We start from the raw sequence: 26,385 nt of genomic DNA, 5'->3' as shown, positions 1-26,385 counted from the left end.
CCAGGCGCTGATCGACCTGCACCTGGAAGACTACTGGCCCAGCCTCAAGGGCCAGCTCAGCGCGCGCTGAGCTGGCCCTTGAGGCTGGGCCAGTAGTCTTCCAGGTGCAGGTCGATCAGCGCCTGGTTGGTGAAGCGGGTGGCGAGGGATTGGCCGATGTCGACGTCCTCGCGGATCAGGCGGTTGTCCAGGGCATAGCGGGTGAGGGCCTGGTAGTGGGCCTTGAGCTGCTGGTCGCTCTTGGGCGCCCAGCGCTCCTTCCAGGCGACCGGATCGCCCTGGTCGTCGCGGCGCAGGACGCTCTCCGGGGTGCCGGCACGGGAAGAGAGCTGGTAGTAGGCGTCCTGGTTCTGCTCCTGGGAGATCCACCAGGCGGCCTTGACCCAGGCGGTGGCGAGCAGTTGGGTGACGTCCGGGTAGCGCTGGATGAAGTCGTCGGTGCCCCAGAGGTCGGAGACCAGGCGCCAGTCGTTGGAGCCCTGCTTGGTGGACCAGATGATGCGCCCCACGCCCTTGTCTTCGAGCAGGTAGGACTCGTTGAGCAGCACGGCGGCGTCGACCTTGCCGGCGGAGACGGCGGCGGCGCCGACTTGGGGGTTGAGGTTGGCGATCTTGAAGTCGGTCAGGGCCAGGCTCCGGCTGGCGAGGAAGTTGCTGAAGGCGAACTCCCAGGGGCGGCCGCGGTGCAGGGCGATGCGCTTGCCCTTGAGGTCGTCGATGCTTTTGGCCGGGGAGTTGGCCGGCACCACCAGGTACACGTTGTTGCCGTTGCCGCCGGGCACGACCAGCTTGCCGGGCACGCCGCCGGCGGCGCCGATCACCGAGGGCAGGTCGCCGCGCACGGCGAAGTCGATGCTGTTGTTGGAGAAGCCTTCGTTGATCTGCGGGCCGGCGCCGGCATGGGGCAGGGCGATCCAGTCGAGTTTGATGCCGCGCTTGTCGAGCTCCGAGGCCAGCCAGCCTTCTTCGATCACCCGGCCGGGGATGCCGCCGAACACCGGCTTGCCGCCCTGGGTGTAGGCGACGATGGCGATCTTCACCGAGGCGGGGGCTTCGGCGGCATGGGCACCGAAAGCCAAGGCCAGGGCGGCGAGGGCCACCAGGCTGCTGCGCCAGATTCTGTTCATGGTTCCACTCCTTGCAATACGGGCCGGTGAGCCCGGCTGATGGAGCGGCGGGAGCAGGATGCATGCCATGGCGCGGGCGCTGGGCACCGGGGCCAGTGCTGGCGCGGGTTTGGCCGTGTGGGGCGTGCCGCGGGCAGCCGTTGCAGTGCTGGTGCCGGCACAAGGGATTGCTGGCGCGTTGCTGCTGGGGCAGCAGTCGGGCTGCTTATATCTTTTATGGAATATATAAATGCTAATTAATAATTTTTTAGTCTATTCGGATTGATGCACTATGGCGGCGCGCCCATCTCTGCCAGGAATGCATCATGTCGCTGCTCACCCACCCCAATGCTCGCGAGTTGACCAAGTCCGTGCGTGCCACGGTCCTGGTCTTCAAGGACCCGCGTTCGCAGGAGCTGCTCAACCGTATCGAGCGTCTGGCGCCGAGCGAGGCCAATGCCCTGATCATCGGCGAGACCGGGACCGGCAAGGAGCTGGTGGCGCGGCACATCCATCACCTCAGCCGTCGCGGCAAGGAGCCTTTCGTGGCGGTCAACTGCGGTGCCTTCCCCGAGTCCCTGGTGGAGAGCGAGCTGTTCGGCCACGAGAAGGGTGCCTTCACCGGGGCGACCAACAGCAAGGCCGGCTGGTTCGAGGCGGCCAACGGCGGGACGCTGTTCCTCGACGAGATCGGCGACCTGCCGCTGAACATGCAGGTGAAGCTGTTGCGCGTGCTGCAGGAGCGCGAGGTGGTGCGCCTGGGGTCGCGCACGCCGATCCCGATCAATGTGCGCCTGGTGGCGGCGACCAACGTCAACCTGGCCGATGCGGTGGTGGCGGGGCATTTCCGCGAGGACCTGTTCTACCGCCTGCACGTGGCGACCATCCGCCTGCCCCCGCTGCGCGAGCGGCCGGGGGATATCCTGCCGCTGGCCGAGTTCTTCCTGGAGGAGCATTGCCAGCGCCTGGGCTACAACCGCGCATCCCTGAGCGTGGAGGCCGAGCGCAAGCTGCTGACCCACAGCTGGCCGGGCAACATCCGCGAGCTGGAGAACGCCATCCACCATGCGCTGCTGGTGTGCCGCAACCAGCAGGTGCAGCCGGGTGACCTGCACCTGGTGGACATGCGCCCGTCGGGTGTGCGCCACGACACGCCGCAGGGCGTGCTGGCCGGCCCGGCCGCGCCGGTGGACCTGGAGGCGGCGCTGACGGCGCTGTTCGAACAGAACCGCCCGGACCTGTACGAGCACATCGAGGAGACGGTGTTTCGCACCGCCTACCGTTTCTGCCACGGCAACCAGCTGCAGACCGGGCGCCTGCTGGGCATCAGCCGCAATATCGTGCGGGCACGGCTGGAGAAGATCGGCGAGCTGGAGGTGAGCCCGAGGGGGGCGCGTATCGCCTGAGCGTCGGGCGGGTTACCGGGCTGAGGCCCGGGCTACGGGTGCAGAGACGAGAGGGGCCCAACCGGCGGTTGGGCCCCTTTTTCATGGGGGCGGGGGCGTGTCGTGGCGGGTCATGATGGGGTTCGCGTGGCTCTACCCATCCTGCGACTGCCGGCATTCGTTCGTGTTGGAACACAGGTGCTTGAAATATCGAACAGTCGGTGCGTATTTTGTGCACGCCGCCAATTCGGCGTGATCGCAGTACCCACAAGGACAACAAGCATGACTACCGACGTCCCAGGTTCCCTCGCAGAACGACTGGCAGGCATCGACGAGATCGAGTGCGTCACCCCTGACCTCAACGGGGTGATGCGGGGCAAGGTGATGACCGGCGAGGGCTTCCTCTCCGGCCGCCGTTTGCAGCTGGCACGGGGCGTGTTGCTGCAATGCATCATGGGTGGCTACCCGCCGGCGAAGTATTACGGCAGCGACGACGGTGACCTGGCGCTGGTGGCCGAGCCGAGCCAGGTGCACCGCCTGCCCTGGAGCGCCACCCCGCGCGCCCTGGCCATCTGCGATGCCCAGGAGCTGGATGGGCGGCCGTCCGGCCTGTCGACCCGCGGCCTGCTGCGCCGGGTGCTGGAGCGCTACGCCGCCCACGGCTGGGCCCCGGTGGTGGCCACCGAGCTGGAGTTCTTCGTCTTCGCGCCGAACCCCGATCCGCACCAGCCGTTCCTGCCGCCGCTGGGCCTGGACGGGCGCCGCGAGGATGGCTGCTCGGCCTTCAGCGTGACTTCCAACAACGGGCTGCGCCCGTTCTTCGAGGAGGTCTATGCGTGCATGGAGCGGCTGGGCATGCCCCGCGACACCTTCATGCACGAGATGGGCGTGAGCCAGTTCGAGATCAACCTGCTGCATGGCGATGCGATGCTGCTGGCGGACCAGACGTTCCTGTTCAAGCACATGCTCAAGGAGGTGGCGCTCAAGCACGGGGTGACGGTGGTGTGCATGGCCAAGCCGCTGGCGCATACGCCGGGCAGCTCGATGCACATCCACCAGAGCGTGGTGGCGATCGGGGACGGGCGGAATATTTTCAGCGACGGGGCGGGCGAGGCGACCGATGCCTTCTACCATTTCATTGGCGGGCAGCAGGCGGCGATGGCGGATTTCACCGGGCTGTTCGCGCCGAACGTGAATTCCTACCAGCGCCTCTGCCATCCCTATGCGTCGCCGAACAATGCCTGCTGGTCCCACGACAATCGTGCCGCGGGGCTGCGTATTCCGGCCAGCGCGCCGGTGGCGAGGCGGGTGGAGAACCGTTTGCCGGGCGCCGACGCCAACCCGTACCTGGCCATCGCGGCCAGCCTGGCGGCAGGGCTGCACGGCATGGAACAGCGGATCGCGCCGAGCGCGCCCATGCAGGGCGAGTTCGATATTCCCGAATCCCTGGTCCTGCCCTGTACCCTGCATGCCGCTCTGGAGCGTCTGAAGCGCAGTGATCTGGCCCGGGAACTGTTCGGGGAGGAGTTCATCGAAGGCTACATCGCTACCAAGACGATGGAGCTGACCAGCTTCTTCGACCAGATCACCCCCTGGGAACGCCGCGTACTGGCCGCCCAGGCGTAGCATCCCCCCTGCGGGTCGCATATGGCGGCCCGCTCTTGTTCAAGGAGCGCATGGAAAGCCAATGGGTCGTGTCTTGAAGTCCTTTCGTGCCCTTTACTTCGCCACGCTGCTGATGCTCATCGGTTCCGGCCTGCTCAGTACCTACCTGGGCCTGCGCCTGGCCGCCGACAAGGTGGACGGTCTGTGGGTCGGTGCGCTGATGGCGGCCAACTACCTGGGCCTGATCCTCGGCGGCAAGCTGGGGCATCGGTTGATCGCGCGGGTGGGGCATATCCGTGCCTACGTGGCCTGTGCCGGTGCGGTGACGGCGGCGGTGCTGGGGCACGGCCTGGTCGACTGGCTGCCGGCGTGGCTGTTCATGCGCATGCTGGTGGGCCTGGGGATGATGTGCCAGTACATGGTCATCGAGAGCTGGCTCACCGAGCAGGCGGACGCCGGCCAGCGTGGCCAGGTGTTCGCCGGCTACATGGTGGCGTCCTACCTCGGCCTGGTGCTGGGCCAGCTGGTGCTGGTGCTGCATCCGAGCCTGGGCCCGGAGCTGCTGATGCTGGTGGCGATGTGCTTCGCGCTGTGCCTGGTGCCGGTGGCGGTGACCCGCAAGATCCACCCGGCGCCGTTGCACCCGGCGCCCCTGGAGCCCCGCTTCTTCATCAAGCGCGTGCCGCAGTCGATGACCACGGTGCTGATCTCCGGGCTGATGCTCGGCTCCTTCTATGGCCTGGCGCCGCTCTATGCCACGCGGCAGGGGTTGTCCACGGAGCAGATCGGTCTGTTCATGGGCTGCTGCATCCTCGCCGGCCTGCTGGTGCAGTGGCCGCTGGGCTGGCTGTCGGACCGACATGACCGGGCGATGCTGATCCGCACCGTCGCCGCGCTGCTGGTGCTGGCGGCCCTGCCGCTGGCGTTGATGCCGCAGGTGCCGATGGCGCTGCTGTTTCCCATGGGCTTCCTGGTCTGCATGCTGCAGTTCACCCTCTATCCGCTGGCGGTGGCTTTCTCCAACGACCATATCGAGGCGGAGCGGCGGGTCTCGCTGACCGCCATGCTGCTGATCACCTTCGGCGTCGGCGCGAGCATCGGTCCGCTGGTCACCGGTGCGCTGATGAAGCAGCTGGGGCCGAACATGTTCTATGCCTTCGCCAGCCTCTGCGCGCTGGTGCTGGTGCTGCGCGTGCGGCCCGACAAGGTGACCGGGCTGCACCGCGTCGACGAGGCGCCGTTGCATCACGTGGCGACCCCGGAGGTCAGTTCGCCCCTGGTGGCCGCCCTCGACCCGCGCGTGGACGAGCAGGTGGTGCACGAGCAGATGGGCGGCGACAGTTTCACGCCGCCGCCCCCCGAGGAGCCCCGTCCCAGCTGATGGCGACGGGCGCCCTTGATTGGCGCCGAATCAATGCCGCTCGCCGCTGTCGGAACTACTCGCCCGGGCGCTCGCTGCTGCGCGCCCGCTACCGGACCGAGGAGGGCTGACCATGAGCTTGAGCATTTCCCTGCACCTGCTGGCCCGGGCGCCGCAGCCCGGCAGCGTCAAGAACCGGCTGGTGCCGGTGCTGGGCGAGGAGGGCGCCAGCCTTCTGCAGCGACAGCTGGTCGAGCGGGCGCTGGGCCTGCCGGTGGCGGGGTTCGGCGAACGCTTCCTGTGGCTGGACGACGGGCCCGACGAGGCGCTTTCGGCTCTCGCCGGCGAGTTGGGCTGGACGGTGGTCGGCCAGCCGGCGGGCGACCTGGGCGAGCGCCTGCGCCGCATCGCCGCGCTGGGCCTGGCGGAGAGCGATGCGGTGGTGCTGTTCGGTCACGACAGCCCGGCACTGGATGCGGATTACCTGGCAGCGGCGTGCGAGGCCTTGCAGCAACATCAGGCGGTGCTCGGGCCGACGGAGGAGGGTGGCTACGTGCTGCTGGGCCTGCGCCGGGTCGATCCACGGCTGTTCGAGTCGATGCCCTGGGGCACCGATCAGCTGCTGGCGCTCACCTGCGAACGCCTGCGGGAACTGGGGTGGAGCCATGGCCAGTTGCCGGTGATGTGGGCGCTGGACCGGCCGGAGCACCTGCCGCGCCTGGCGGAGCTCGGGATAGAGATGCAAGTGCCGTGAGGACGTGCACCGCTCGCGAGGTGAGCGGTGCGGGTGGCTAGAACAGGTCGTCCTTGTCGAAACGTCGTGCTTCGCGCTGCAGCTGGTAGACGAAGCGTTCGATCAGGCGTTGCTCCTGGCCGCCGGAGCGGTAGAAGCGCATGCCGACGAAGGTCATGTCGAGCTTTTCGTCATAGCTGGCGTGGCGCAGTTCGACGGCGGCGACCAGGGTGCCGACCGGCAGCTGGGCGCTGAAGCGCTCATAGACCTGGCCAGGCTGCAGGCGGCTGGTGAGATCGCCGGTGAAGCGCAGCTTGCAGCCGGTAGCGGAGATATCCAGCATGTGCCCGGGCAGGCCCTTGGGCAGTTTGTCGCCGGCCAGTTCCACCACCGCCAGCTGGCTGAGCATCAGCGGAGCGCGGAAGGCATTGCGACGCTGGTGGTAGATCACCTCGTCGGGCAGCGGGCACCAGTAGCAGGCGTCGCCTTCGAACTCCCCGACGCGCACGGGCTGCGGGCATTCCCAGGCGATGCGCACGCCATCGCGGAAACCTTCCAGGCGGAAGCTCTCGCCATTGCGCAGGTAGCGCTCACCATCGTTGGGGATCATCTCGTCGAGGGCCAGCATCTTCTTGTCCTTGTCGATCTCGACGAGGTAGGTCTGGAAGCGCTGGCTGCGCTCGTTGAAGGTGATGATCAGCGGGTCGTGGTTTTGCTGCAGCAGACGAAGATTGGCAAGGATCTCCACCGGCGCCTTGAGCACCTTGGGTGGTTGGGGGCCATCTTCTTCGATAAACGCATTGGACACGTTCCAGGACTCTCCAAGCACGAATGACTTCCGGCACTAGCATACTGGCATCGTGCCGGTAATGTCGTCGTACCTTTATTGTTATCAGGCCTGGCTGAGCGGGCGCTGTCGCGGGATTTTAGCGGCACCGCCACGGCTGTCATAGAGGCTGGGAGCATCCTGACCACGCAGAATCGCCAGGGTGCTGCCGACCGAGGCCTGATTCGCACGAATCAATCGGCCATTGCGCTGGTTGGCGGTCTGGCACTGCTCGAGCACGGCGCTCAGTTCCTCGCTGCGGGCGATCAGGTCGGCCCCCAGTGGCGAGGTTTCGGCGAGCTTGTGCAGGCCGGCACGGTCGGCGGTCAGGTCCAGCGCAAGGAGGGCTTCGGTGCGCTCTTTGCCGTGGGCATCGAGCAGGGCGAGCAGGGGCTGCTTGTCGGCGAGGATCTTTTCGAGATGGCCCAGGTCACGCTCGGTGAGGGCCTTGAATTCGGTATCGATCAGCTCAAGCAGGCGCTGGGCGTGGCCGATATCGTGGGTGAACAGGTCGAGCAGGATAGTGTCTTGCATCGCGGGCTCTGGGGATTGGGCGTCCAATATCCCCAGCGCTGCCGTGGGACTAGCGCTGGGATTCGAAGTCGAGCAGTTTGCTGGCCACGCGCTGACTGTCTACCTGATAGGAGCCGTCGGCAATGGCCTGTTTGATTTTTTCGACGCGTTCCTTGTCCACGGTGGGCAGGTCACGCAGTTTGTCGGTGGCTTTCTGCAGGTTCTGCGCCTCGCTGCTGAGCTGCACGTTCTCACCGGTCTTGGCGGTCTTGGCCGCGTCGGTGGTGGCAGCCTGCGACGGAGTCGTCGAGCTGGAGACGGCTTCGTTCTTGCCGCCGGCCTGGGCGTTGCTCGTACGGCCCGTACCGGGCGGCGTAGCGGCGTTATTCAGCCGGTTGAAGTCGATGACCATGATGCAGAACCTCTGGGTGTTTGGACGCTTACCGACGCTATCGGCAATGCCTAACGAAACTTTAGGCAAATTTCCGGACTTTTTTTCCGGACCTGCAAGTGACGTCGGAACGGCACTTTACACGAGATGGCGTATTTGCATACAAGACCCGTGCCTACATTGCCACTTCGACCTGGCCCGGGCCTACTACCCGGGCTTTGACAACGCGCTTGGACTGCAGGTTGCGCACTCTTATCTGCTGCCCCGGCGAGCCATCGGACAAGGCCTCGCCTGGCATGCGCACGCTGATGCTGCTGCTCCTGGCGGTGATCACCACCTGGTCGCCCTTGCGGATCACCTCGGCGGTCTCCAGGTGCACCGGCGCCAGCACCTGGTCGGCGACCACGGCGCGGGTCAGCTTGAAGCCTTCGGCCTGTGCGGGGTCGGTGAGGTAGCCCTGGTTGAGCAGGCCTACTTCGCGTTCCACCAGGTTGTAGTCATCCGAGGTGACGACCGCCCCCCTGCGTAGCGGACGGGCTACTACTATTACTTCCCGGAACAGCCGCACCTGCGCGGGGACATAGATGCTCCACGGCGTGCTGCCTTCGCAGCGCACGCTGACGGTCACCCGGCCTATGGGTTGTGCCGGGCTTTCCAGTGCGACCGTCAATTCCCTGTCGCAGGCGGCGAGACGCAGGCGTGGGTCGAGACGGTTGATCTGAATGTCGTAACGACCCTGGATATTGTTGGTCTGCAGATAATCCTCCACCGTGAACTCAAGAAAGCCTTGGGTGGAGCCGATAAGGACTTCGGGCGACGTGAGTTCCTCAGCCGAGGCGCCGTTGTGGCCGAGGCCGAGCAAAACAAGTAAAAGAGCCTTAAAAAGATGGCGGCGTTGTGCCATCGTGTGTCGGAAAATCGTCGTCATAGCGTTCATATCAAGATCAAAAGCAAGGCTCGTGCCGCCTGCTACTCTAAGGCGAAGCGTGCTGAAGCTAACAACGGGAGAGTCCTGGCATGGCCGGTGTATTGGATTCGGTTAACCAGCGTACGCAACTGGTCGGTCAGAACCGGCTGGAGTTGCTGCTGTTCCGGCTGGATGGGACCCAGCTCTACGGGATCAACGTGTTCAAGGTGAAGGAGGTGCTGCAATGCCCCAAGCTCACCATCATGCCCAAGTCGAGCCCGGTGGTTCGCGGCGTGGCCAATATCCGCGGGGGCACCATTCCCATCCTCGACCTGGCCATGGCCACCGGTCGACGCGGGCTGGATGACCTGAAGAACAGCTTCGTCATCATCACGGAATACAACACCAAGGTTCAGGGTTTCCTGGTGCGCTCGGTGGAGCGCATCGTCAACATGAACTGGGAGGAGATCCATCCGCCACCCAAGGGGACCGGTCGTGAGCACTACCTGACCGCGGTTACCCGGGTCGACAAGAACCTGGTGGAGATCATCGACGTGGAGAAGATCCTCGCCGAGGTCGCACCGACTTCCGAAGTCATTTCCGAGGGCGTGATCGACCAGAACACCCAGGCCAGTGCCGTCACCAAGCGGGTGCTGATCGTCGACGACTCCTCGGTAGCCCGCAAGCAGCTGATCCGCTGCCTGGAGACGGTGGGCGTCGAGGTCACGGCGCTCAACGACGGTCGCCAGGCTTACAACTACCTGCACGACATGGTCGAGCAGGGCAAGGCGCCGGAAAAGGAATTGCTGATGATCATTTCCGACATCGAGATGCCGGAAATGGACGGCTACACGCTGACGGCGGAGATCCGAGGCGATGCGAGAATGCAGAAACTGCATATCCTCCTGCATACTTCGCTCTCCGGCGTGTTCAACCAGGCGATGGTGAAGAAGGTCGGCGCGGATGACTTCCTCGCCAAGTTCCGACCCGACGACCTGGCGGCGCGGGTGATCGAGCGGATCAGAATCGCTGATGGCGGCTGAGGGATGACTCCCCCAGGAAACAGATATGAATGAGGCGGGCCTAGTGTCTTCAGGTAACTTGGATTTCGAGCAGTTCCGGACCTTCCTGGAAAAAACCTGCGGCATCCTGCTGGGAAGCAACAAGCAGTACCTGGTATCCAGCCGCCTTAACAAGCTGATGGAGCAGAACGGCATCAAGACCCTGGGGGAGCTGATCCAGAAGATCCAGGGTTCCCCCCGTGGCGGCCTGCGCGAGCAGGTCGTCGATGCCATGACCACCAACGAGACCCTGTGGTTTCGCGACACCTATCCCTTCGAGGTACTGAAGAGCCGGGTGTTGCCGGAGATGATCAAGGCCTCGCCCAACCAGCCGCTGCGCATCTGGTCGGCGGCCAGCTCGTCCGGGCAGGAGCCGTTCTCCCTGTCCATGACGATCGACGAGTTCGAGAAGACCAACCTCGGTCAGCTCAAGGCCGGCGTGCGCATCGTCGCTACCGACCTGTCCAGCGCCATGCTCGCCGCCTGCAAAGCCGGCGAGTACGACAGCCTGGCGATGGGGCGCGGGCTCTCCCAGGAGCGCCTGACCCGTTACTTCGACCCCAAGGGGCCGGGGCGCTGGGTGGTCAAGCCGGCGATCCGCAACCGTGTCGAGTTCCGCCCGCTGAACCTGCTGGACAGCTACGCGGCACTGGGCAAGTTCGACATCGTCTTCTGCCGCAACGTGCTGATCTACTTCTCCGCCGAGGTGAAGAAGGACATCCTCACGCGCATCCACGCCACGCTGAAACCCGGCGGCTACCTGTTCCTCGGCGCGTCCGAGGCGCTCAACGGCCTGCCGGACCTGTACCAGATGGTGCAGTGCAGCCCGGGGATCATCTACAAGGTCAAATGACCCGTGGGTGAAATGAAGAAGGGAGGCGAAAGCCTCCCTTTTCATTTGCGCCGCAAACGGTGGCGCGTGTCCTCACACCAGCGTGCGGATCACGTTGATGTTGCCCTGGGTCGCGTTGGAATAGGGGCACACCACGTGCGCCTTGTCGATCAGGTCCTTGGCCACCGCCTTGTCGATGCCCGGCAGGGAGATGCGCAACTCCACCTCGATGCCGAAACCGGTTGGCAGCGTGCCGATCCCGACGATGCCCTCGATGGATGCATCGTCCGGCAGGGTGACCTTCTCCTTGCCGGCCACGAACTTGATGGCACCGAGGAAGCACGCCGAATAGCCGGCCGCGAACAACTGCTCGGGGTTGGTTCCTTCACCTCCCGGCCCGCCCAGTTCCTTGGGCGTGGTCAGCTTCACATCCAGCACGCCATCGGACGATACGGCACGGCCTTCACGGCCGCCGTAGGCTTCGGCGTAGGCGCGGTACAGGGCTTTTTCGATGGGCATTTCGATCTCCTCGGGTTCGTCGATCAAGGGGCGATGGCGGCGTTGCGCAGCGGCTGCCGCCAAGCGGAAACCAAAGCCTAGACCACGCAGATGAAAGGAGAGGGCGGAGCGGCAAGCCCCGCATCGGCCGTTGCCGCCCAGCGGCAATGACCACCCGTGCACGTTGCCGCCAGTGCCGGCAAAAGCGGTAATGCCTTGCCGTTTCCGCTGCGATTGCCGTTCGGATTTATCGCAAGCTATTGAAAATAAAGGAATATAAAAGTTGGCACAGCCTTTGCTGAATGTCAGGCAGGTAAACCGAACTGCCACTCGGCAAAGGTTAGAGACATGAGCATCAGCTTCGAAAGCGCCCTCGGCATCCATGAAAAGGCCCTCAGCTTCCGCACCCAGCGTGCCGAAGTGCTGGCCAACAACATCGCCAACGCCGACACGCCCAACTACAAGGCGCGTGACCTGGACTTCAAGGCCGTGCTCCAGCAGCAGGTGGAGAACAGCAAGGGCACCTTCCATGCCAACCTGACCAACGCGCGCCACATCGCCGCCGAAGGCGCCAGCCTGTTCGACGAAAGCCTCAAGTACCGCATTCCGTTCCAGCCCTCGATCGACCAGAACACCGTCGACCTGCAGCAGGAACAGTCGACCTACACCGAGAACTCCATGCAGTTCCAGGCCAGCTTCACCCTGCTCAACAGCAAGTTCAAAGGGCTGGTCAACGCCCTGCGCGGCGAATAAGGGGAGATCACCACCATGTCACTGTCCAGCGTCTTCAACATTGCCGGCACCGGCATGAGTGCCCAGAGCACTCGCCTGAACACCATCTCCAGCAACATCGCCAACGCCGAGACGGTGTCCTCCAGCCTCAACCAGACCTACCGTGCCCGTCACCCGGTCTTCGCCACCATGTTCCAGAGCCAGCTCAACAGCGAGAACGGCGGCAGCGCCTCGCTGTTCGCCGGCGAGGACGAATCCGGTCGTGGCGTGCAGGTGCTCGGTGTGATCGAAGACCAGAGCGCCCTGACCCCGCGCTACGAGCCGAACCACCCGGCTGCCAACGCCGATGGCTACGTGTACTACCCCAACGTCAACGTGGTGGAGGAGATGGCCGACATGATTTCCGCCAGCCGTGCCTTCCAGACCAACGTCGAAATGATGAACACCGCCAAGCAGATGATGCAGCGCGTACTGACCCTGGGTCAGTAAGGCGCGAGTGAGGGAACAAGATGAGCGTTGACAGCGTAAGCGGAACTTCGAGCAGCTCGGTCCTCGACCAGTACAAGCTCAAGGACAACGACAAGACCAAGGACAGCTCGCTGGGCAAGGACCAGTTCCTGCAGCTGCTGGTGGCTCAGATGAACAACCAGAACCCGCTGGACCCGCAGACCAACAGCGAGTTCGTCGCGCAGCTGGCCCAGTTCAGTACCGTGGAAGGCCTCGACAACCTGAACACCAGTGTCGAGAGCATCCTCTCCAGCACCCAGTCCTCGCAGGCGCTGCAGGCGTCCTCCCTGGTCGGCCGCAAGGTCATCGTCACCACCAACAAGGCGGTGGTGGACACCAGCGAGACCATGAAGGGCAGCATCAACCTCACCGGCGCCAGCACCAACGTCTATGTCAACGTGCTGGACAGCAAGGGCAACACCGTCAACCGCATCAACCTGGGCGCCCAGAGTGCCGGCCAGGTCAGCTTCATGTGGGACGGCAAGGATTCGAGCGGCAACGTCGCGCCGAACGGTACCTACACCTTCCAGGCCGAGGCGGCCATCGACGGCAAGACGGTGGCGATGTCCACCAACCTGCCGGCGAACGTGGACAGCGTCACCCTCGGCCTGAATGGTGCCGAGATGACGCTCAACCTCGCCGGGCTGGGCAGCGTCGCACTCTCCAAGGTCAAGGTCATCGGTCAATAATCGTCGGCGGCGCCGGCGTTACAGGAGCATCCCATGTCGTTCAATATCGGACTCAGCGGCATCCGCGCCGCCTCCAGTGACCTCAATATCACTGGCAACAACATCGCCAACGCCGGCACCGTCGGCTTCAAGCAATCCCGTGGCGAGTTCCAGGACCTGTACTCGGCCTCCGTGCTCGGTTCCGGCAGCAAGACCATCGGCAGCGGCGTGCTGCTGGGCAACGTCGCCCAGCTCTACAACCAGGGCACCATCGACTACACCGAGAACGCCCTCGACCTGGCGGTGAACGGCAACGGCTTCTTCATCACCAGCAACAACGGCGCCATCAGCTACACCCGCGCCGGCTACTTCGGCACCGACAAGAACGGCTACATCGTCGACAACAACGGCTATCGCCTGCAGGGCTACTCGGTGGATGCCAACGGTGCGCTGCAGAGCGGCGTGGTCGGCGACCTGGTGATCCAGACCAACAACCAGCAGCCCAAGGCCACCACCACCATCACCCAGCCGTTCAACCTCAACTCCACCAACACGGTGCCGACCAAGACGCCGTTCGACCCGGCCGACCCGACCACCTACAACTCGTCGACCTCGGTGAACATCTATGACGCCCAGGGCAACGCCCACGTCATGACCCAGTACTTCGTCAAGGCGGCCACCCCGGCCAACACCTGGACCATGAACGTGCTGATCGACGGTCGCAACCCGACCAACCCGGCCAGCACTGCGCCGATCAACACCACGGTGGGCTTCACCAGCTCCGGCCAGCTCGACACCACCACCTTCACCGGCACGGGCGGCTTCACCGTCAACGCCGACGGTACCCTGGGCATCACCGGCTGGGTGCCGGCGCAGTCCAACGGCGCCACTCCGCCGGTGTGGAGTGCCAACGGCGCCGCCGCCGCGCCGACCATCAGCTTCGATATCCGCGGCTCGACCCAGTTCTCCAGCGCCTTCGCGGTGACCAAGGTCGCCCAGGACGGCTACACCACCGGCCAGCTGTCGGGCCTGGAGATCGACGACGAAGGCAACATCTTCGCCCGCTACACCAACGGCCAGTCGAAGATCCAGGGCCAGGTGGTGCTGGCGAACTTCGCCAACGTCCAGGGCCTGACCCCGGTGGGCAAGACCTCCTGGGTGCAGTCCTCCGAATCCGGCGAGCCGGTCATCGGCACCCCGCGCTCCGGCACCCTGGGCGCCCTGCAGTCCGGCGCCCTGGAAGCCTCCAACGTCGATATCTCCACCGAGCTGGTCGACCTGATCGTGGCGCAGCGCAACTACCAGGCCAACGCCAAGACCATCGAGACCGAGAACGCAGTCACCCAGACCATCATCAACCTGCGTTGAGTGGTGCTTGCCGCCCGGGTCATCGGGCGGCAAGGACCTTGCCGCTGGCGGCAGCCCCTCGCCGCCACGGCATTCGAAGGCCCCTTGCTTGGGCCTTTTTCTTTTTGTTTTTCCCTTCCGTATCAGTGGCTTGCACTTATTTCTCCGTTTCTGGCACAGCAATTGCTGAATAGCCTGCAAAGAGTCAGCGGGCGTCAAAAGCCCACTCGGAGAACCCCATGGACAAGATGCTGTACGTCTCCATGTCAGGCGCCAGCCAGAACACCCTGGCCCAGCGCGCCCACGCCAACAACCTGGCGAACATTTCCACTACGGGCTTTCGTCGCGACTACGAGCAGGCCCGTTCCATGCCCGTGTTCGGCGACACCTTTCCGGCGCGCGTCTACGCCATGAGCGAGCGCCCCGGCACCGACTTCACACCGGGCTCCATGCAGGAAACCGGACGCGACCTGGACATCGCCATCGGTGGCCAGGGCTGGATCGCCGTGCAGTCGGGCAACGGCAGCGAAGCCTATGTACGCACCGCCAGCCTGCAGGTCGACGCCCTCGGCCAGCTGCGTACCGGCGACGGTTTGCCGGTGATCGGCAATGCCGGTCCCATCGCCATCCCGCCGGAGCAGAAGGTGGAGATCGGCGCCGACGGCACCATCAGCATCCGCTCCCTGGGCGAGGCCCCGAACGTGATGGCCGAGGTCGACCGCATCAAGCTGGTCAACCCCGATCTCAAGCAGCTGGAAAAAGGCACCGACGGCCTGATGCGCCTCAAGAGCGGCCAGCCCGCGCCGGTGGACGGCGCCGTCCAGGTGACCTCGGGCTTCCTCGAGGGCAGCAACGTCAACGCGGTGGAAGAGATGACCGCGATCCTCTCGCTGTCCCGCCAGTTCGAACTGCACGTGAAGATGATGCGCACCGCCGAAGACGATGCTTCGGCGATGGCACGGGTCATGCAACTCAGCTAATTACCAGTACGCGGCGCCATGAAACCGGCGCCCGAGGAGAACGAAGATGCTTCCGGCACTCTGGGTCAGCAAGACGGGCCTCGCGGCTCAGGACATGAACCTGACCACCATTTCCAACAACCTGGCGAACGTATCGACCACGGGTTTCAAACGTGATCGCGCCGAGTTCGAGGACCTGCTGTACCAGATCCGCCGCCAGCCCGGCGCGCAGAGCACCCAGGACAGCGAGCTGCCCAGCGGCCTGCAACTGGGTACCGGCGTGCGCATCGCCGGCACCCAGAAGATCTTCACCCAGGGCAGCCTGCAGACCACCGAGCAGCCGCTGGACCTGGCGGTGAACGGCCGTGGCTTCTTCCAGATCCTGATGCCGGACGGCACCGTCGCCTACACCCGCGATGGCAGCTTCCACCTGAACTCCGACGGCCAGGTCGTCACCTCCCAGGGCTATCCCCTGGAGCCGGCGATCGTGCTGCCGGCCGAGGTGCAGACCTTCACCGTGGGCGAGGACGGCACCGCATCCGTCACCACCTTCGGCAACCCCACCCCGCAGGTGATCGGCAACATCCAGACCGCCGACTTCGTCAACTACGGCGGCCTGCAGGCCATCGGCAACAACCTGTTCCTGGAGACCGCCTCCAGCGGTGCGCCGCAGGTCGGCACCCCCGGCCTGACCGGCCTGGGCAACGTGCTGCAGAACACCCTGGAAAACTCCAACGTCAGCGTGGTCGAGGAGCTGGTGAACATGATCACCACCCAGCGCGCCTACGAGATGAACTCCAAGGTCATCTCCACGGCCGACTCGATGCTCGGATTCCTCTCGCAGAACCTGTAATACCCCCGAGGTAAGTTGTCATGAACCGGCTGATCCTTCCTGTCTCGCTGCTCGCCACCCACCTGCTCACCGGGTGCGTCGCGCCGGCCGCCAAACCGAACGATCCCTATTACGCCCCCGTCCTGCCGCGCACGCCCATGCCCGCCGCGCAGAACAACGGCTCCATTTATCAGGCCGGCTTCGAAACCAATCTCTACGACGACCGCAAGGCGTATCGTGTCGGTGACATCATCACCATCACTCTCAACGAGCGCACCCAGGCCAGCAAGAACGCCACCTCGCAGATCAAGAAGGACAGCACCGCCAACCTCGGGCTGACCTCGTTGTTCGGCGGCGGCGTGCGGGTCGACAACCCCAGCACCGGCCTCAACCCGCTCAAGGCGGAGAACCTGTCCATGGACGTCGGCTACAGCGGCACGCGCGACACCAGCGGCAACTCCCAGGCGGGGCAGAGCAACAGCCTCAGCGGCTCGATCACCGTCACCGTCTCCGAAGTGCTGCCCAACGGTATCCTCGCCGTGCGCGGCGAGAAGTGGATGACCCTCAATACCGGCGACGAGCTGGTGCGCATCGCCGGCCTGGTCCGCGCCGACGACATCGGCACCGACAACAGCGTCTCTTCCAACCGCATCGCCGATGCGCGCATCACCTATTCCGGCACCGGCGCCTTCGCCGATGCCAGCCAGCCAGGATGGTTCGACCGCTTCTTCATGAGCCCGCTGTGGCCGTTCTGAGCAGGTGATTGCGAAGATGAAACGACTGACCGCTGCCCTCTGCCTGTTGCTCGCCGCCACGACCGTCCATGCCGAACGGCTGAAGGACCTGGCGAGCATTCAGGGCGTGCGTAACAACCAGCTGATCGGCTACGGCCTGGTCGTGGGCCTCAACGGTACCGGCGACCAGACCACCCAGACGCCCTTCACCCTGCAGACCTTCAACAACATGCTGGCGCAGTTCGGCATCAAGGTGCCGGCCGGCTCCGGCAACGTGCAGCTGAAGAACGTCGCGGCCGTGTCCATCCACGCCGACCTGCCGCCCTTCGCCAAGCCGGGCCAGGCCATCGACGTCACCATCTCGTCCATCGGCAACGCCAAGAGCCTGCGCGGCGGCAGCCTGCTGATGGCGCCGCTGAAGGGCATCGACGGCAACGTCTACGCCATCGCCCAGGGCAACCTGGTGGTCGGCGGCTTCGACGCCGAAGGCAGCGACGGCTCGAAGATCACCGTCAACGTTCCGTCGTCCGGCCGCATTCCTGCCGGTGCCACGGTCGAGCGCCCGGTACCCAGCGGCTTCGACCAGGGCAACACCCTGACCCTGAACCTCAATCGCCCGGACTTCACCACCGCCAAGAACATCGTCGACAAGCTCAACGAACTGCTCGGCCCGGGCGTCGCCCAGGCGCTGGACGGCGGCTCGGTGCGCGTCACCGCGCCGATGGACCCGAGCCAGCGCGTCGACTACATGTCGGTGCTGGAGAACCTCGAAGTGGAAGCCGGCCAGGCGGTGGCCAAGGTCATCATCAACTCGCGCACCGGCACCATCGTCATCGGCCAGAACGTCAAGGTGCAGCCGGCCGCCGTCACCCACGGCAGCCTGACCGTGACCATCACCGAAGACCCCATCGTCAGCCAGCCCGGCGCCCTGTCCGGTGGGCAGACCGCCGTGGTGCCGCGCTCCAAGGTCAACGCCGACCAGGAAGCCAAGCCGATGTTCAAGTTCGGCCCCGGCACCACCCTGGACGAGATCGTCCGTGCGGTGAACCAGGTGGGCGCCGCGCCTTCCGACCTGATGGCCATCCTCGAGGCGCTCAAGCAAGCCGGCGCCCTCCAGGCCGACCTGATCGTGATCTGAGGAGGCGGCCATGGACTCCAGACTCTCGGCAGGAATAGGCGCAGGCAGCCCCGTCGATACCGGCGCGTACACCGACCTCAACCGCATGGCCCAGTTCAAGGTGGGCAAGGATCGGGACAGCGACGCGAACATCAAGAAGGTCGCCCAGGAATTCGAATCGCTGTTCCTCAACGAGATGATGAAGGCCATGCGCTCGGCCAACAATGTGTTCGCCGAGGGCAACTTCCTCAACAGCAACGAGAGCAAGACCTACCAGGACATGTACGACCAGCAGCTGGCCGTGACCATCTCCAAGGGGCAGGGCATCGGCCTGTCCGACGTGCTGACCCGCCAGCTGACCAAGAACAAGGGCGTCTCCAAGTCCACCGGCCCGAACCCCTTCGCCCAGGTGGCCGAGACCAACGGCATCAGCTGGCCGCAGAAGGGCAGCAAGCTCGAAGCACCGGCCGACGGTCGCGACGACTCCAGGCTGCTGGCCATGCGTCGCATCAGCCTGCCGAGCAAGCTCACCGACCGCCTGCTGGCCGGCATCGTGCCCTCCGCCAGCGCCGCCGAAGGCGCTGCCCAGGCACCGGCGCAGAGCCAGGCCCTGGCCGGCTCCGACTGGCTGCCGGCCAAGTCCTATGGCGCCCCCGAGACCAGCGCCAACCGCATCGCCGGCAACGACGCCGTGATCGGCCGGCGCATCGCCCAGCCGCCACTGGCGCCGGGCAAGTCCGCGTTCAGCTCGCCGCAGGAGTTCATCGACACCATGCTGCCCATGGCCCAGGAGGCGGCGAAGAGCATCGGCGTCGACCCCCGTTACCTGGTGGCCCAGGCGGCGCTCGAGACCGGCTGGGGCAAATCGATCATCCGCCAGCAGGACGGCAGCAGCAGCCACAACCTGTTCGGCATCAAGTCCCATGGCTGGGACGGCCAGTCGGCCCGTGCCCTGACCACCGAGTTCAAGGACGGCCAGGCCGTCAAGGAAGCGGCATCGTTCCGCGCATACGATTCCTATCAGCAGAGCTTCCACGATTATGTGAACTTTCTGCAGGGGAACGATCGATATCAAGAGGCACTGGAAGTAACCGACAAGCCTGAGCGTTTCGTCCGCGAACTGCAGCAGGCCGGCTACGCGACCGACCCGCAATACGCGCGCAAGGTCGCCCAGATCGCCCGGCAGATGCAGACCTACCAGGCTGTAGCGGCCGGCGAGTCGGCGGTGCCCCGCTCATGAGGATGAGACATGGCTGACCTGTTATCCATCGGGCTGTCCGGGCTGCGCACCTCGCAGACCTCCCTGACGGTGACCGGACACAACATCAGCAACGTGAACACGCCGGGCTATTCGCGCCAGCAGGCCGTGCAGCAATCGAACATCCCGCAGTTCACCGGCGGCGGCTACATCGGCTCCGGCAGCCAGGTGGTCGACGTGCGTCGCCTGGCCAGCGAGTTCCTCACCTCGCAGCTGCGCACCGCCACCAGCCAGAACAGCGAACTGCAGACCTTCAAGAGCCAGATCGAACAGCTCGACGGCCTGCTGTCCAACACCACCACCGGCATCAGCCCGGCGCTGAAGAGCTTCTTCACCTCGCTGCAGACCGCCTCCCAGGACCCGTCCTCGGTGGCTGCGCGCGAAGCGGTGCTGTCCCAGGCCAAGGGCCTGGCGGACACCTTCAATACCCTCTACGACCAGCTCGACAAGCAGAACAGCCAGATCAACGACCAGCTCGGCGCGCTGACCACCCAGGTCAACTCCCTGGCCGCCAACGTCGCCAACTACAACGACGCCATCGCCAAGGCCCGCGCCAGCGGCGCCGAGCCCAACGACCTGCTGGACGCCCGTGACGAGGCCATCCGCCAGATTTCCGAGATGATCGGGGTCAAGACCCTGGAGCAGAGCGACGGCAGCGTCAGCCTCTTCGTCGGCACCGGGCAGCCGTTGGTGGTGGGCAACACCGCCTCCACCCTGCGCGCCAAGCCCGGCGTCGACGACCCGTCGCGCTACCAGATCGACCTGGTCACAGGCGGCGTCTCGCAGACCATCACCACGCAGATCTCCGGTGGCGAGATGGGCGGCCTGCTGGCCTACCGCGACACCGCGCTGGACCAGTCGTACAACGCCCTCGGCCAGCTGGCGATCACCCTCTCCGACACCATCAACAGGCAGCTGGGGCAGGGCCTGGATTCCGCCGGTCGGGCCGGCAGTCCGCTGTTCGGCAACATCAACGACCCGCAGTCGACGTCGCTGCGGGTGCTGCCGAACGTCAACAACACCGGCACCGCCAATGCCACGCTGAACATCACCGATACCAGCAAGCTCGGTACCAGCGACTACCGCCTGGATTTCGACGGCACCAACTACACCGCCACGCGCCTGTCGGACAACGCGCCGATGACGGTCACCGTCACCGGCACCGGCCCCTACACCCTGGCCTTCGCCGACGCCGCGGGCAACGACCAGGGCTTCCAGGTGCAGCTGGACTCGCTGCCGGCGGCCAATGATCGTTTCACCCTGCAGCCGACCCGGCGCGGCGCCACGGATTTCGAGAGCGTGCTCAAGACCTCCGACCAGCTGGCCTTCTCCGGCTCGGCGCGGGCCGAGGCGACCACCAACAACCGGGGCACCGGCACCATCAGCCAGCCGGCCCTGACCAGCGGGCCCTCGCCGATCGATGTCACCGACTTGCAGGACCTGTTCGGCGCCAGCGGCATCGCGCTGACCTTCGACGCGACCACCAACACCCTCAACGGCACCCTGCCGGCCGGCGCCACCCTGAGCTACGTGTCGCCGTCCACCACGGCGCTGACCCCGGGGCAGACCAACACCCTGCGGCTGAACTACACCGACCCGTCGACCAACAACAGCTACACCTACGAATTCACCATGGGCGGCACCCCGCAGAGCGGCGACAGCTTCAGCCTGGCCTTCAACAACAAGGGCACCGGCGACAACCGCAACGCCCTGGCCCTGGTCGGCCTGCAGACCAAGCCGGTGGTCGGCAACGGCAGCACCGGCGCCACCTACACCGATGCCTACAGCGGACTGGTGGAGCGGGTCGGTTCGCTGACCGCGCAGGTGCGGGTCAACTCCGATGCCAGCGAGGCGGTGCTGAGCCAGGCGCAGGAGAACCGCGACTCGCTCTCGGGCGTGAACCTGGACGAGGAGGCGGCGAACCTGATCCAGTTCCAGCAGTACTACAACGCCAACGCCCAGGTCATTCAAGTTGCGCGCGCGCTGTTCGATACACTCATAGGCGCCTTCAATTGAGGCTGATGTGAAATGAGAATCTCGACTATCCAGGCTTTCAACAACCAGGTCGCGGGCCTGCAGAAGAACTACGCGAACGTGACCCGGACCCAGGAGCAGATCAGCACCGGCAAGCGCATCCTCACGCCCGCCGACGATCCCGTGGCCTCCGTGCGCCTGCTGCAGTTGAGCCAGGAAGAGGCGCTCAATGCCCAGTACAAGTCCAACATCACCGCCGCGAAGAACAGCCTGAACTCCGAGGAGAGCATCCTCACCTCCGTCGGCAACGTGATGCAGCGCATCCGCGAGATCGCCGTCGAAGCGGGCGACGGTGCCCTGGACTCCACCGACAAGGCCTCCCTGGCCACCGAGCTGCAGCAGCGCGAAGACGAGCTGATGAGCCTGCTCAACAGCAAGGACGCCAGCGGCAAGTACCTGTTTTCCGGTTCCCAGGCCGACACCCAGCCCTTCGTGCGCAATGCCGACGGCACCTACAGCTACCAGGGCGACGAAGGCCGGCGCGAGGTCCAGGTGGCCAGCAGCAACTTCCTGGCCCTGGGCGACAACGGCAAGGACCTGTTCGAGAACGTCTTCAACGCCAACCGCGTGACCACCTCCAAGAGCGCCACGGGGACCGGCAGCACCGCGACCATTTCCCAGGGCCTGGTCGTCGACAAGACGGACTACGACACGGTCTTCCCGTCCAGCAACCCGCCGGCGGCCACCGACGCCATCGGCATCCACTTCCTCGATGCCCAGCGCTACGTGGTCTACGACCCGGCCACCCTGCCGGTCGGCTATGACTGGACCACCTACAACCCGGCGACCCCGCCGGCCGGGCAACTGGCCACCGGCGCCCTGGACACCAACTCGCAGACCTCCGATTTCATCACCTACGGTGGCGTCAAGGTACAGATCGACGGCGCGCCGGCGGCAGGCGACGACTTCGCCGTCAACCGCAAGCCGGATGCCGAGAAGCGCAGCCTGCTCAACGTGGTCTCCGACCTGCGCAAGGCGCTGCAGTCGTCCTCCGACACCCCGGCGGGCAACCGGCAGATCCGTGACGCGGTGGCGGTCGCCACCTCCAACCTCGACGCGGTCAACACCAAGGTGCTGGCCGTGCAGGGCTCGGTGGGCGCACGCCTCAACACCCTGGATTCCACCGAAGGCTTCGTCGACGACGTCAGCCTGGTGAACAAGTCCGTGCAGTCGTCGCTGGAGGACCTCGACTACGCCGAGGCCCTGTCGCGCCTGACCATGCAGTCCACCATCCTCCAGGCCGCGCAACAGAGCTACGTGAAGATCAGCGGCCTGAGCCTGTTCAACTTCCTCAACTGAGCCGTCCGCCGCGCTGTCGCGCGCGGTGCCAGGCCATCCATCTCCCCGCCGGGCCACCTTGCATTTCAACGGGTTGGCACCATGCTTGCTTTGGGTCTCGACATCAAAAGCGAGCGCCATAAAACTGTCGGTGACAAAGGCAGCGCGTTCATCCGGCGCAGGGCCGGCTGACATGGGCAGGGGAGAGCAGCATGTTCGATGGCAAGTCCGTATTCGTTTCCGGGGGCACCGGCTCGTTCGGTCGCGCGTTCATCCGTACCCTGCTGGCGCGCTACCAGCCCAAGCGCGTGGTGGTGTTCTCCCGCGACGAACTCAAGCAGTACGAGATGCAGCAGGAGTTCAACGCCCCCTGCATGCGCTATTTCCTGGGTGACGTGCGCGACGCCGACCGCCTGCAGCAGGCCATGCGCGGCATCGACCTGGTGGTCCACGCCGCCGCGCTGAAGCAGGTGCCGGCCGCCGAGTACAACCCCACCGAGTGCATCCGCACCAACGTCAGCGGCGCCGAGAACATCATCAACGCGGCGCTGGCCAATGGCGTGCAGAAGGTCGTGGCGCTGTCCACCGACAAGGCCTCCAGTCCGGTCAACCTCTACGGCGCCACCAAGCTGCTCAGCGACAAGCTGTTCGTCGCCGCCAACAACATCACAGGTGACCACCAGACCCGTTTCGCGGTGGTGCGCTACGGCAACGTGGTCGGCTCCCGGGGCTCTGTCCTGCCGTTCTTCCGCAAGCTGATCGCCGAAGGCGCCCGCGAGCTGCCGATCACCGACCCGCGCATGACGCGCTTCTGGATCACCCTCGACGAGGGTGTCGACTTCGTCATGCGCAGCTTCGAGCGCATGCACGGTGGCGAGCTGTTCGTGCCGAAGATCCCCTCCGCGCGCATCACCGACCTGGCCGAGGCGCTGGCGCCCGGCATGCCGCACAGGCAGGTGGGCATCCGTCCGGGCGAGAAGCTGCACGAGATGATGATCTCCCGCGACGACAGCACCCACACCTTCGAATTCGCCCGGCACTTCGTCATCGCCCCGTCGATCACCTTCAACACCCAGTACGACTACGCCCGCGATGGCCTGGGCGGCGTGGGCGTGGCGGTGGAGGAGGGCTTCGAGTACGTCTCCGACAGCAACCCCCACTACCTGAGCGTGCCCGAGCTGCGACAGCTGGCCGACGCCTGGGCCTGACCATGATTCCCTACGGTCGCCAGAACATCAGCCAGGCCGACATCGATGCGGTGGTCGACACCCTGCGTTCCGACTGGCTGACCCAGGGCCCGGCCATCGAACGCTTCGAGCAGGCCGTTGCCCAGCGTTGCCAGGCCGCCCATGGCATCGCCGTGAGCAACGCCACCGCCGCCCTGCACATTGCCTGCCTGGCTCTCGACCTGGGGCCGGGCGACCGCCTCTGGACCAGCCCCAACACCTTCGTCGCCAGCGCCAATTGCGGCCTTTATTGCGGCGCCCAGGTGGATTTCGTCGACATCGACCCGGCGACCCTCAACCTCGACGTCGCCCAGCTCGACGCCCGCCTGCAACGCGCCGAACGCGACGGCACCCTGCCCAAGGTAGTGGTTCCCGTGGCCTTCGCCGGGCAGAGCTGCGACATGGCTCGCATCGCCGAGCTGGCGCGGCGCTACGGCTTCCGCGTGATCGAGGATGCCTCCCATGCCATCGGTGCCCGCTACGGCGGTCGCCCGGTGGGCTGTTGCGAGCATGCCGACATCACCGTATTCAGCTTCCACCCGGTGAAGATCATCACCACGGGGGAGGGCGGCCTGCTCACCACCAACGACCCGCGGCTGGCCGAACGCCTGCGTCGCCTGCGCAGCCACGGCATCACCCGTGACCCGGCGGCGATGACGGGGCCGAGCGAAGGCCCCTGGTACTACCAGCAGCTGGAACTGGGCTTCAACTACCGCATGACCGACCTGCAGGCCGCCCTCGGCCTGTCCCAGCTGCAGCGCCTGGACGCCTTCGTCGCCCGTCGCCGGCAACTGGTGGCCCGCTACGGCGAGCGGCTCGCCCACCTGCCGCTGGAGCTGCCGCAGGTGCAAGCGGGCGCCGAGCCGGCCTGGCACCTGTACCCTGTGCGCCTGCGCCTGGAACGCCTGCAGCACGGCCATCGGGCGATCTTCGAAGCCCTGCGCGGCGCCGGCATCGGCGTCAACCTGCACTACATCCCCGTGCACCTGCAGCCCTATTACCGGCAGCTGGGCTTCGCCCCGGGCGACTTCCCCGAGGCCGAGCGCTACTACGCCCAGGCCCTGAGCCTGCCGCTGTTCCCCGACCTGACCGACGAGCAGCAGGACCAGGTGGCGAGCACCCTCGCCAGCGTCCTGCAGTGACTGGAGAAACCCGTGCGTGAGCTGACCGAGCAAGAACGATTCTGGCAGGGCGAGTTCGGCGACCAGTACGTCGACCGCAACGACGGCGAGGTCCATGTCGCCAACGTCACCGCCTTCTTCGTCCAGGCCCTGCGCCGTGCCGGACGCATCGACAGCGTGCTGGAGCTGGGCACCAATCGCGGCCTCAACCTGCGCGCGCTGAACCGCCTGTTCCCCCAGGCGACGCTGCGGGGCGTCGAGCTCAACGCCAAGGCCCGCGACATCGCCCAGGCCCTGGGCATCGCCGACGTCTGGCAGGGCTCGCTGTTCGACTACCCGGTGCAACAGCCCGTGGACCTGGCCTTCACCCGCGGCGTGCTCATCCATCTGCCGCCGGAGCTCCTGCCCCAGGCCTATGCCAAACTCCATGAGGCCAGCCGCCGTCACGTGCTGATCGCCGAGTACTACAGCCCCTCGCCGGTGGAAATCAGCTACCGGGGCCATGCCGGCAAGCTGTTCAAGCGGGACTTCGCCGGCGAGATGCTCGACCTGTATCCCGACCTGCAGCTGGTCGACTACGGCTTCGTCTATCGGCGCGACGTCAATTTCCCGACCGACGACATCAACTGGTTCCTTCTGGAAAAACGCCCATGAGCAAGGTCGCCATCATTCCTGCCCGCGGAGGCAGCAAGCGGATTCCGCGCAAGAACGTGAAGCTGTTCCAGGGGCAGCCGATGATCGCCTACTCGATCCGCGCGGCGCTGGCCTGCGGGTTGTTCGAGCGGGTGGTGGTCAGCACCGACGATGCCGAGATCGCCGACATCGCCCTGGCCCAGGGCGCCGAGGTGCCCTTCCTGCGTCCGGCGGCGCTGGCCGACGACCATGCCGGCACCGTCGAGGTGATCCAGCACGCCCTGCGCGAGCTTGCCGCCGCCGGGTACCACCCGGACTACGCCTGCTGCCTCTACGCCACCGCCCCCCTGGTGCTGCCGGAGAAGCTCTGCGACGGCTTCGAACTCCTGGCCGCGAACCCGGACAAGGACTTCGCCTTCACCGTCACCGACTACGGCTCGCCGGTGCAGCGCGCCCTGCGGATCAACGCCGATGGTGGCGTGGAGTCGCTCTACCCGGAGTTCTACGACACCCGTTCCCAGGACCTGGAGCGCGCCTACCACGACGCCGGCCAGTTCTACTGGGGCCGCGTCGCCGCCTGGCTCGACGGCAAGGCCATCCACGCCCCGCATTCGCTGCCGCTGGTGCTGCCGCGCTACCTGGTTCAGGACATCGACAGCCCCGAGGACTGGCACCGCGCCGAACTGATGTACGCGACCCTGCTGCTGGAGGGGGACATCTGA

At 65.7% G+C, this 26,385-nt stretch carries 27 protein-coding genes; 21 read left to right on the top strand and 6 right to left on the bottom strand.

Annotation, left to right across the window (positions count from 1 at the left end; translation table 11 throughout):
- Positions 1-56 precede the first annotated feature (56 nt).
- Positions 57-1,127 (bottom strand): PhnD/SsuA/transferrin family substrate-binding protein, encoded by a 1,071-nt coding sequence (locus DMX10_RS09935; RefSeq protein WP_111260935.1) that lies wholly within the window; start codon positions 1,125-1,127, stop codon positions 57-59.
- Positions 1,128-1,432: 305 nt separating this feature from the next.
- On the opposite strand from DMX10_RS09935, the gene DMX10_RS09930 reads away from it, so the two are divergent.
- The 4 genes from DMX10_RS09930 to DMX10_RS09915 all read left to right on the top strand — a co-directional run bounded on the left by DMX10_RS09930 (position 1,433) and on the right by DMX10_RS09915 (position 6,210).
- A complete protein-coding gene (locus tag DMX10_RS09930; RefSeq protein WP_111260934.1) occupies positions 1,433-2,512 on the top strand; it encodes a sigma-54-dependent Fis family transcriptional regulator in 1,080 nt (359 codons plus the stop codon).
- 363 nt (positions 2,513-2,875) lie between these two features.
- Positions 2,876-4,117, top strand: a complete 1,242-nt coding sequence (locus tag DMX10_RS09925; RefSeq protein WP_178082937.1) for a glutamine synthetase family protein — start codon at positions 2,876-2,878, stop codon at positions 4,115-4,117.
- A 61-nt stretch (positions 4,118-4,178) separates the two neighbouring features.
- Positions 4,179-5,477 (top strand): MFS transporter, encoded by a 1,299-nt coding sequence (locus DMX10_RS09920; RefSeq protein WP_111260932.1) that lies wholly within the window; start codon positions 4,179-4,181, stop codon positions 5,475-5,477.
- 112 nt (positions 5,478-5,589) lie between these two features.
- Positions 5,590-6,210: a TIGR04282 family arsenosugar biosynthesis glycosyltransferase gene (locus tag DMX10_RS09915; protein ID WP_111260931.1), complete on the top strand. Its 621-nt coding sequence runs from the start codon at positions 5,590-5,592 to the stop codon at positions 6,208-6,210.
- Positions 6,211-6,247: 37 nt separating this feature from the next.
- On the opposite strand, the gene DMX10_RS09910 is transcribed toward DMX10_RS09915, so the two are convergent.
- From DMX10_RS09910 to flgA, 4 genes are all read right to left on the bottom strand, one after another.
- Positions 6,248-6,997, bottom strand: coding sequence for a flagellar brake protein (locus DMX10_RS09910; RefSeq protein WP_111260930.1), 750 nt, complete (start codon positions 6,995-6,997; stop codon positions 6,248-6,250).
- 84 nt (positions 6,998-7,081) lie between these two features.
- Complete coding sequence (locus tag DMX10_RS09905) at positions 7,082-7,549, bottom strand: flagella synthesis protein FlgN (protein ID WP_111260929.1); 468 nt, start codon at positions 7,547-7,549, stop codon at positions 7,082-7,084.
- Between the two features lie 49 nt (positions 7,550-7,598).
- Positions 7,599-7,940 (bottom strand): flagellar biosynthesis anti-sigma factor FlgM, encoded by a 342-nt coding sequence (gene flgM / locus DMX10_RS09900; protein WP_111260928.1) that lies wholly within the window; start codon positions 7,938-7,940, stop codon positions 7,599-7,601.
- Between the two features lie 154 nt (positions 7,941-8,094).
- Entirely contained in the window at positions 8,095-8,856 is a 762-nt protein-coding gene (gene flgA, locus DMX10_RS09895) for a flagellar basal body P-ring formation chaperone FlgA (protein ID WP_111260927.1), read from the bottom strand.
- Between the two features lie 80 nt (positions 8,857-8,936).
- On the opposite strand from flgA, the gene DMX10_RS09890 reads away from it, so the two are divergent.
- Both DMX10_RS09890 and cheR read left to right on the top strand, forming a co-directional pair.
- Positions 8,937-9,869 carry a chemotaxis protein CheV gene (locus tag DMX10_RS09890; RefSeq protein ID WP_111260926.1) on the top strand — a complete coding sequence of 311 codons (933 nt, stop codon included), beginning with the start codon at positions 8,937-8,939 and terminating at the stop codon, positions 9,867-9,869.
- A 43-nt stretch (positions 9,870-9,912) separates the two neighbouring features.
- Positions 9,913-10,740, top strand: a complete 828-nt coding sequence (cheR, locus tag DMX10_RS09885; protein ID WP_111260939.1) for a protein-glutamate O-methyltransferase CheR — start codon at positions 9,913-9,915, stop codon at positions 10,738-10,740.
- 72 nt (positions 10,741-10,812) lie between these two features.
- Here the strand turns inward: cheR and DMX10_RS09880 are convergent, their stop codons facing one another.
- Positions 10,813-11,238 carry an organic hydroperoxide resistance protein gene (locus DMX10_RS09880; protein WP_111260925.1) on the bottom strand — a complete coding sequence of 142 codons (426 nt, stop codon included), beginning with the start codon at positions 11,236-11,238 and terminating at the stop codon, positions 10,813-10,815.
- Positions 11,239-11,565: 327 nt separating this feature from the next.
- On the opposite strand from DMX10_RS09880, the gene flgB reads away from it, so the two are divergent.
- The 15 genes from flgB to pseF all read left to right on the top strand — a co-directional run bounded on the left by flgB (position 11,566) and on the right by pseF (position 26,385).
- Positions 11,566-11,970 carry a flagellar basal body rod protein FlgB gene (gene flgB / locus DMX10_RS09875; RefSeq protein WP_111260924.1) on the top strand — a complete coding sequence of 135 codons (405 nt, stop codon included), beginning with the start codon at positions 11,566-11,568 and terminating at the stop codon, positions 11,968-11,970.
- A 15-nt stretch (positions 11,971-11,985) separates the two neighbouring features.
- The gene (gene flgC / locus DMX10_RS09870) at positions 11,986-12,438 is read left to right on the top strand and encodes a flagellar basal body rod protein FlgC (protein ID WP_111260923.1); all 453 of its coding nucleotides are present in this window, start codon (positions 11,986-11,988) and stop codon (positions 12,436-12,438) included.
- Between the two features lie 20 nt (positions 12,439-12,458).
- Entirely contained in the window at positions 12,459-13,145 is a 687-nt protein-coding gene (flgD, locus tag DMX10_RS09865) for a flagellar hook assembly protein FlgD (protein ID WP_111260922.1), read from the top strand.
- 33 nt (positions 13,146-13,178) lie between these two features.
- Positions 13,179-14,492, top strand: a complete 1,314-nt coding sequence (gene flgE, locus DMX10_RS09860; protein ID WP_111260921.1) for a flagellar hook protein FlgE — start codon at positions 13,179-13,181, stop codon at positions 14,490-14,492.
- Between the two features lie 218 nt (positions 14,493-14,710).
- The gene (locus DMX10_RS09855) at positions 14,711-15,451 is read left to right on the top strand and encodes a flagellar basal body rod protein FlgF (RefSeq protein WP_111260920.1); all 741 of its coding nucleotides are present in this window, start codon (positions 14,711-14,713) and stop codon (positions 15,449-15,451) included.
- Between the two features lie 46 nt (positions 15,452-15,497).
- The gene (gene flgG / locus DMX10_RS09850) at positions 15,498-16,283 is read left to right on the top strand and encodes a flagellar basal-body rod protein FlgG (RefSeq protein ID WP_111260919.1); all 786 of its coding nucleotides are present in this window, start codon (positions 15,498-15,500) and stop codon (positions 16,281-16,283) included.
- A gap of 20 nt (positions 16,284-16,303) precedes the next feature.
- The gene (gene flgH, locus DMX10_RS09845; RefSeq protein ID WP_111260918.1) at positions 16,304-17,017 is read left to right on the top strand and encodes a flagellar basal body L-ring protein FlgH; all 714 of its coding nucleotides are present in this window, start codon (positions 16,304-16,306) and stop codon (positions 17,015-17,017) included.
- 7 nt (positions 17,018-17,024) lie between these two features.
- The gene (locus tag DMX10_RS09840) at positions 17,025-18,134 is read left to right on the top strand and encodes a flagellar basal body P-ring protein FlgI (RefSeq protein ID WP_371921686.1); all 1,110 of its coding nucleotides are present in this window, start codon (positions 17,025-17,027) and stop codon (positions 18,132-18,134) included.
- A gap of 10 nt (positions 18,135-18,144) precedes the next feature.
- On the top strand, positions 18,145-19,353 hold the full coding sequence (gene flgJ, locus DMX10_RS09835; RefSeq protein ID WP_111260916.1) for a flagellar assembly peptidoglycan hydrolase FlgJ: 1,209 nt from the start codon (positions 18,145-18,147) through the stop codon (positions 19,351-19,353).
- 9 nt (positions 19,354-19,362) lie between these two features.
- A complete protein-coding gene (gene flgK, locus DMX10_RS09830) occupies positions 19,363-21,387 on the top strand; it encodes a flagellar hook-associated protein FlgK (protein WP_111260915.1) in 2,025 nt (674 codons plus the stop codon).
- A gap of 12 nt (positions 21,388-21,399) precedes the next feature.
- Positions 21,400-22,704: a flagellar hook-associated protein FlgL gene (gene flgL, locus DMX10_RS09825; RefSeq protein WP_111260914.1), complete on the top strand. Its 1,305-nt coding sequence runs from the start codon at positions 21,400-21,402 to the stop codon at positions 22,702-22,704.
- Between the two features lie 191 nt (positions 22,705-22,895).
- The gene (gene pseB / locus DMX10_RS09820) at positions 22,896-23,891 is read left to right on the top strand and encodes a UDP-N-acetylglucosamine 4,6-dehydratase (inverting) (RefSeq protein WP_111260913.1); all 996 of its coding nucleotides are present in this window, start codon (positions 22,896-22,898) and stop codon (positions 23,889-23,891) included.
- 2 nt (positions 23,892-23,893) lie between these two features.
- Positions 23,894-25,051: a UDP-4-amino-4,6-dideoxy-N-acetyl-beta-L-altrosamine transaminase gene (gene pseC / locus DMX10_RS09815; RefSeq protein ID WP_111260912.1), complete on the top strand. Its 1,158-nt coding sequence runs from the start codon at positions 23,894-23,896 to the stop codon at positions 25,049-25,051.
- Positions 25,052-25,063: 12 nt separating this feature from the next.
- Positions 25,064-25,684 carry a pseudaminic acid biosynthesis-associated methylase gene (locus DMX10_RS09810; protein ID WP_111260911.1) on the top strand — a complete coding sequence of 207 codons (621 nt, stop codon included), beginning with the start codon at positions 25,064-25,066 and terminating at the stop codon, positions 25,682-25,684.
- Complete coding sequence (gene pseF, locus DMX10_RS09805; RefSeq protein ID WP_111260910.1) at positions 25,681-26,385, top strand: pseudaminic acid cytidylyltransferase; 705 nt, start codon at positions 25,681-25,683, stop codon at positions 26,383-26,385. The genes DMX10_RS09810 and pseF overlap by 4 nt, the downstream gene beginning before the upstream one ends.

The organism is Pseudomonas sp. 57B-090624 (assembly GCF_003234055.1).
Taxonomy (GTDB): domain Bacteria; phylum Pseudomonadota; class Gammaproteobacteria; order Pseudomonadales; family Pseudomonadaceae; genus Metapseudomonas; species Metapseudomonas tohonis.
Note: the sequence above shows the minus strand (reverse complement) of the source record. Positions and strands in the feature narration are given on the sequence as shown.

Coding starts and splice junctions, on each gene's coding strand:
- DMX10_RS09935 (WP_111260935.1), bottom strand. CDS start 1,127: ATGAACAGAATCTGGCGCAGCAGCCTGGTGGCCCTCGCCGCCCTGGCC.
- DMX10_RS09930 (WP_111260934.1), top strand. CDS start 1,433: ATGTCGCTGCTCACCCACCCCAATGCTCGCGAGTTGACCAAGTCCGTG.
- DMX10_RS09925 (WP_178082937.1), top strand. CDS start 2,876: ATGACCGGCGAGGGCTTCCTCTCCGGCCGCCGTTTGCAGCTGGCACGG.
- DMX10_RS09920 (WP_111260932.1), top strand. CDS start 4,179: ATGGGTCGTGTCTTGAAGTCCTTTCGTGCCCTTTACTTCGCCACGCTG.
- DMX10_RS09915 (WP_111260931.1), top strand. CDS start 5,590: ATGAGCTTGAGCATTTCCCTGCACCTGCTGGCCCGGGCGCCGCAGCCC.
- DMX10_RS09905 (WP_111260929.1), bottom strand. CDS start 7,549: ATGCAAGACACTATCCTGCTCGACCTGTTCACCCACGATATCGGCCAC.
- flgM (WP_111260928.1), bottom strand. CDS start 7,940: ATGGTCATCGACTTCAACCGGCTGAATAACGCCGCTACGCCGCCCGGT.
- flgA (WP_111260927.1), bottom strand. CDS start 8,856: ATGAACGCTATGACGACGATTTTCCGACACACGATGGCACAACGCCGC.
- DMX10_RS09890 (WP_111260926.1), top strand. CDS start 8,937: ATGGCCGGTGTATTGGATTCGGTTAACCAGCGTACGCAACTGGTCGGT.
- DMX10_RS09880 (WP_111260925.1), bottom strand. CDS start 11,238: ATGCCCATCGAAAAAGCCCTGTACCGCGCCTACGCCGAAGCCTACGGC.
- flgB (WP_111260924.1), top strand. CDS start 11,566: ATGAGCATCAGCTTCGAAAGCGCCCTCGGCATCCATGAAAAGGCCCTC.
- flgC (WP_111260923.1), top strand. CDS start 11,986: ATGTCACTGTCCAGCGTCTTCAACATTGCCGGCACCGGCATGAGTGCC.
- flgD (WP_111260922.1), top strand. CDS start 12,459: ATGAGCGTTGACAGCGTAAGCGGAACTTCGAGCAGCTCGGTCCTCGAC.
- flgE (WP_111260921.1), top strand. CDS start 13,179: ATGTCGTTCAATATCGGACTCAGCGGCATCCGCGCCGCCTCCAGTGAC.
- DMX10_RS09855 (WP_111260920.1), top strand. CDS start 14,711: ATGGACAAGATGCTGTACGTCTCCATGTCAGGCGCCAGCCAGAACACC.
- flgG (WP_111260919.1), top strand. CDS start 15,498: ATGCTTCCGGCACTCTGGGTCAGCAAGACGGGCCTCGCGGCTCAGGAC.
- flgH (WP_111260918.1), top strand. CDS start 16,304: ATGAACCGGCTGATCCTTCCTGTCTCGCTGCTCGCCACCCACCTGCTC.
- flgJ (WP_111260916.1), top strand. CDS start 18,145: ATGGACTCCAGACTCTCGGCAGGAATAGGCGCAGGCAGCCCCGTCGAT.
- flgK (WP_111260915.1), top strand. CDS start 19,363: ATGGCTGACCTGTTATCCATCGGGCTGTCCGGGCTGCGCACCTCGCAG.
- flgL (WP_111260914.1), top strand. CDS start 21,400: ATGAGAATCTCGACTATCCAGGCTTTCAACAACCAGGTCGCGGGCCTG.
- pseB (WP_111260913.1), top strand. CDS start 22,896: ATGTTCGATGGCAAGTCCGTATTCGTTTCCGGGGGCACCGGCTCGTTC.
- pseC (WP_111260912.1), top strand. CDS start 23,894: ATGATTCCCTACGGTCGCCAGAACATCAGCCAGGCCGACATCGATGCG.
- pseF (WP_111260910.1), top strand. CDS start 25,681: ATGAGCAAGGTCGCCATCATTCCTGCCCGCGGAGGCAGCAAGCGGATT.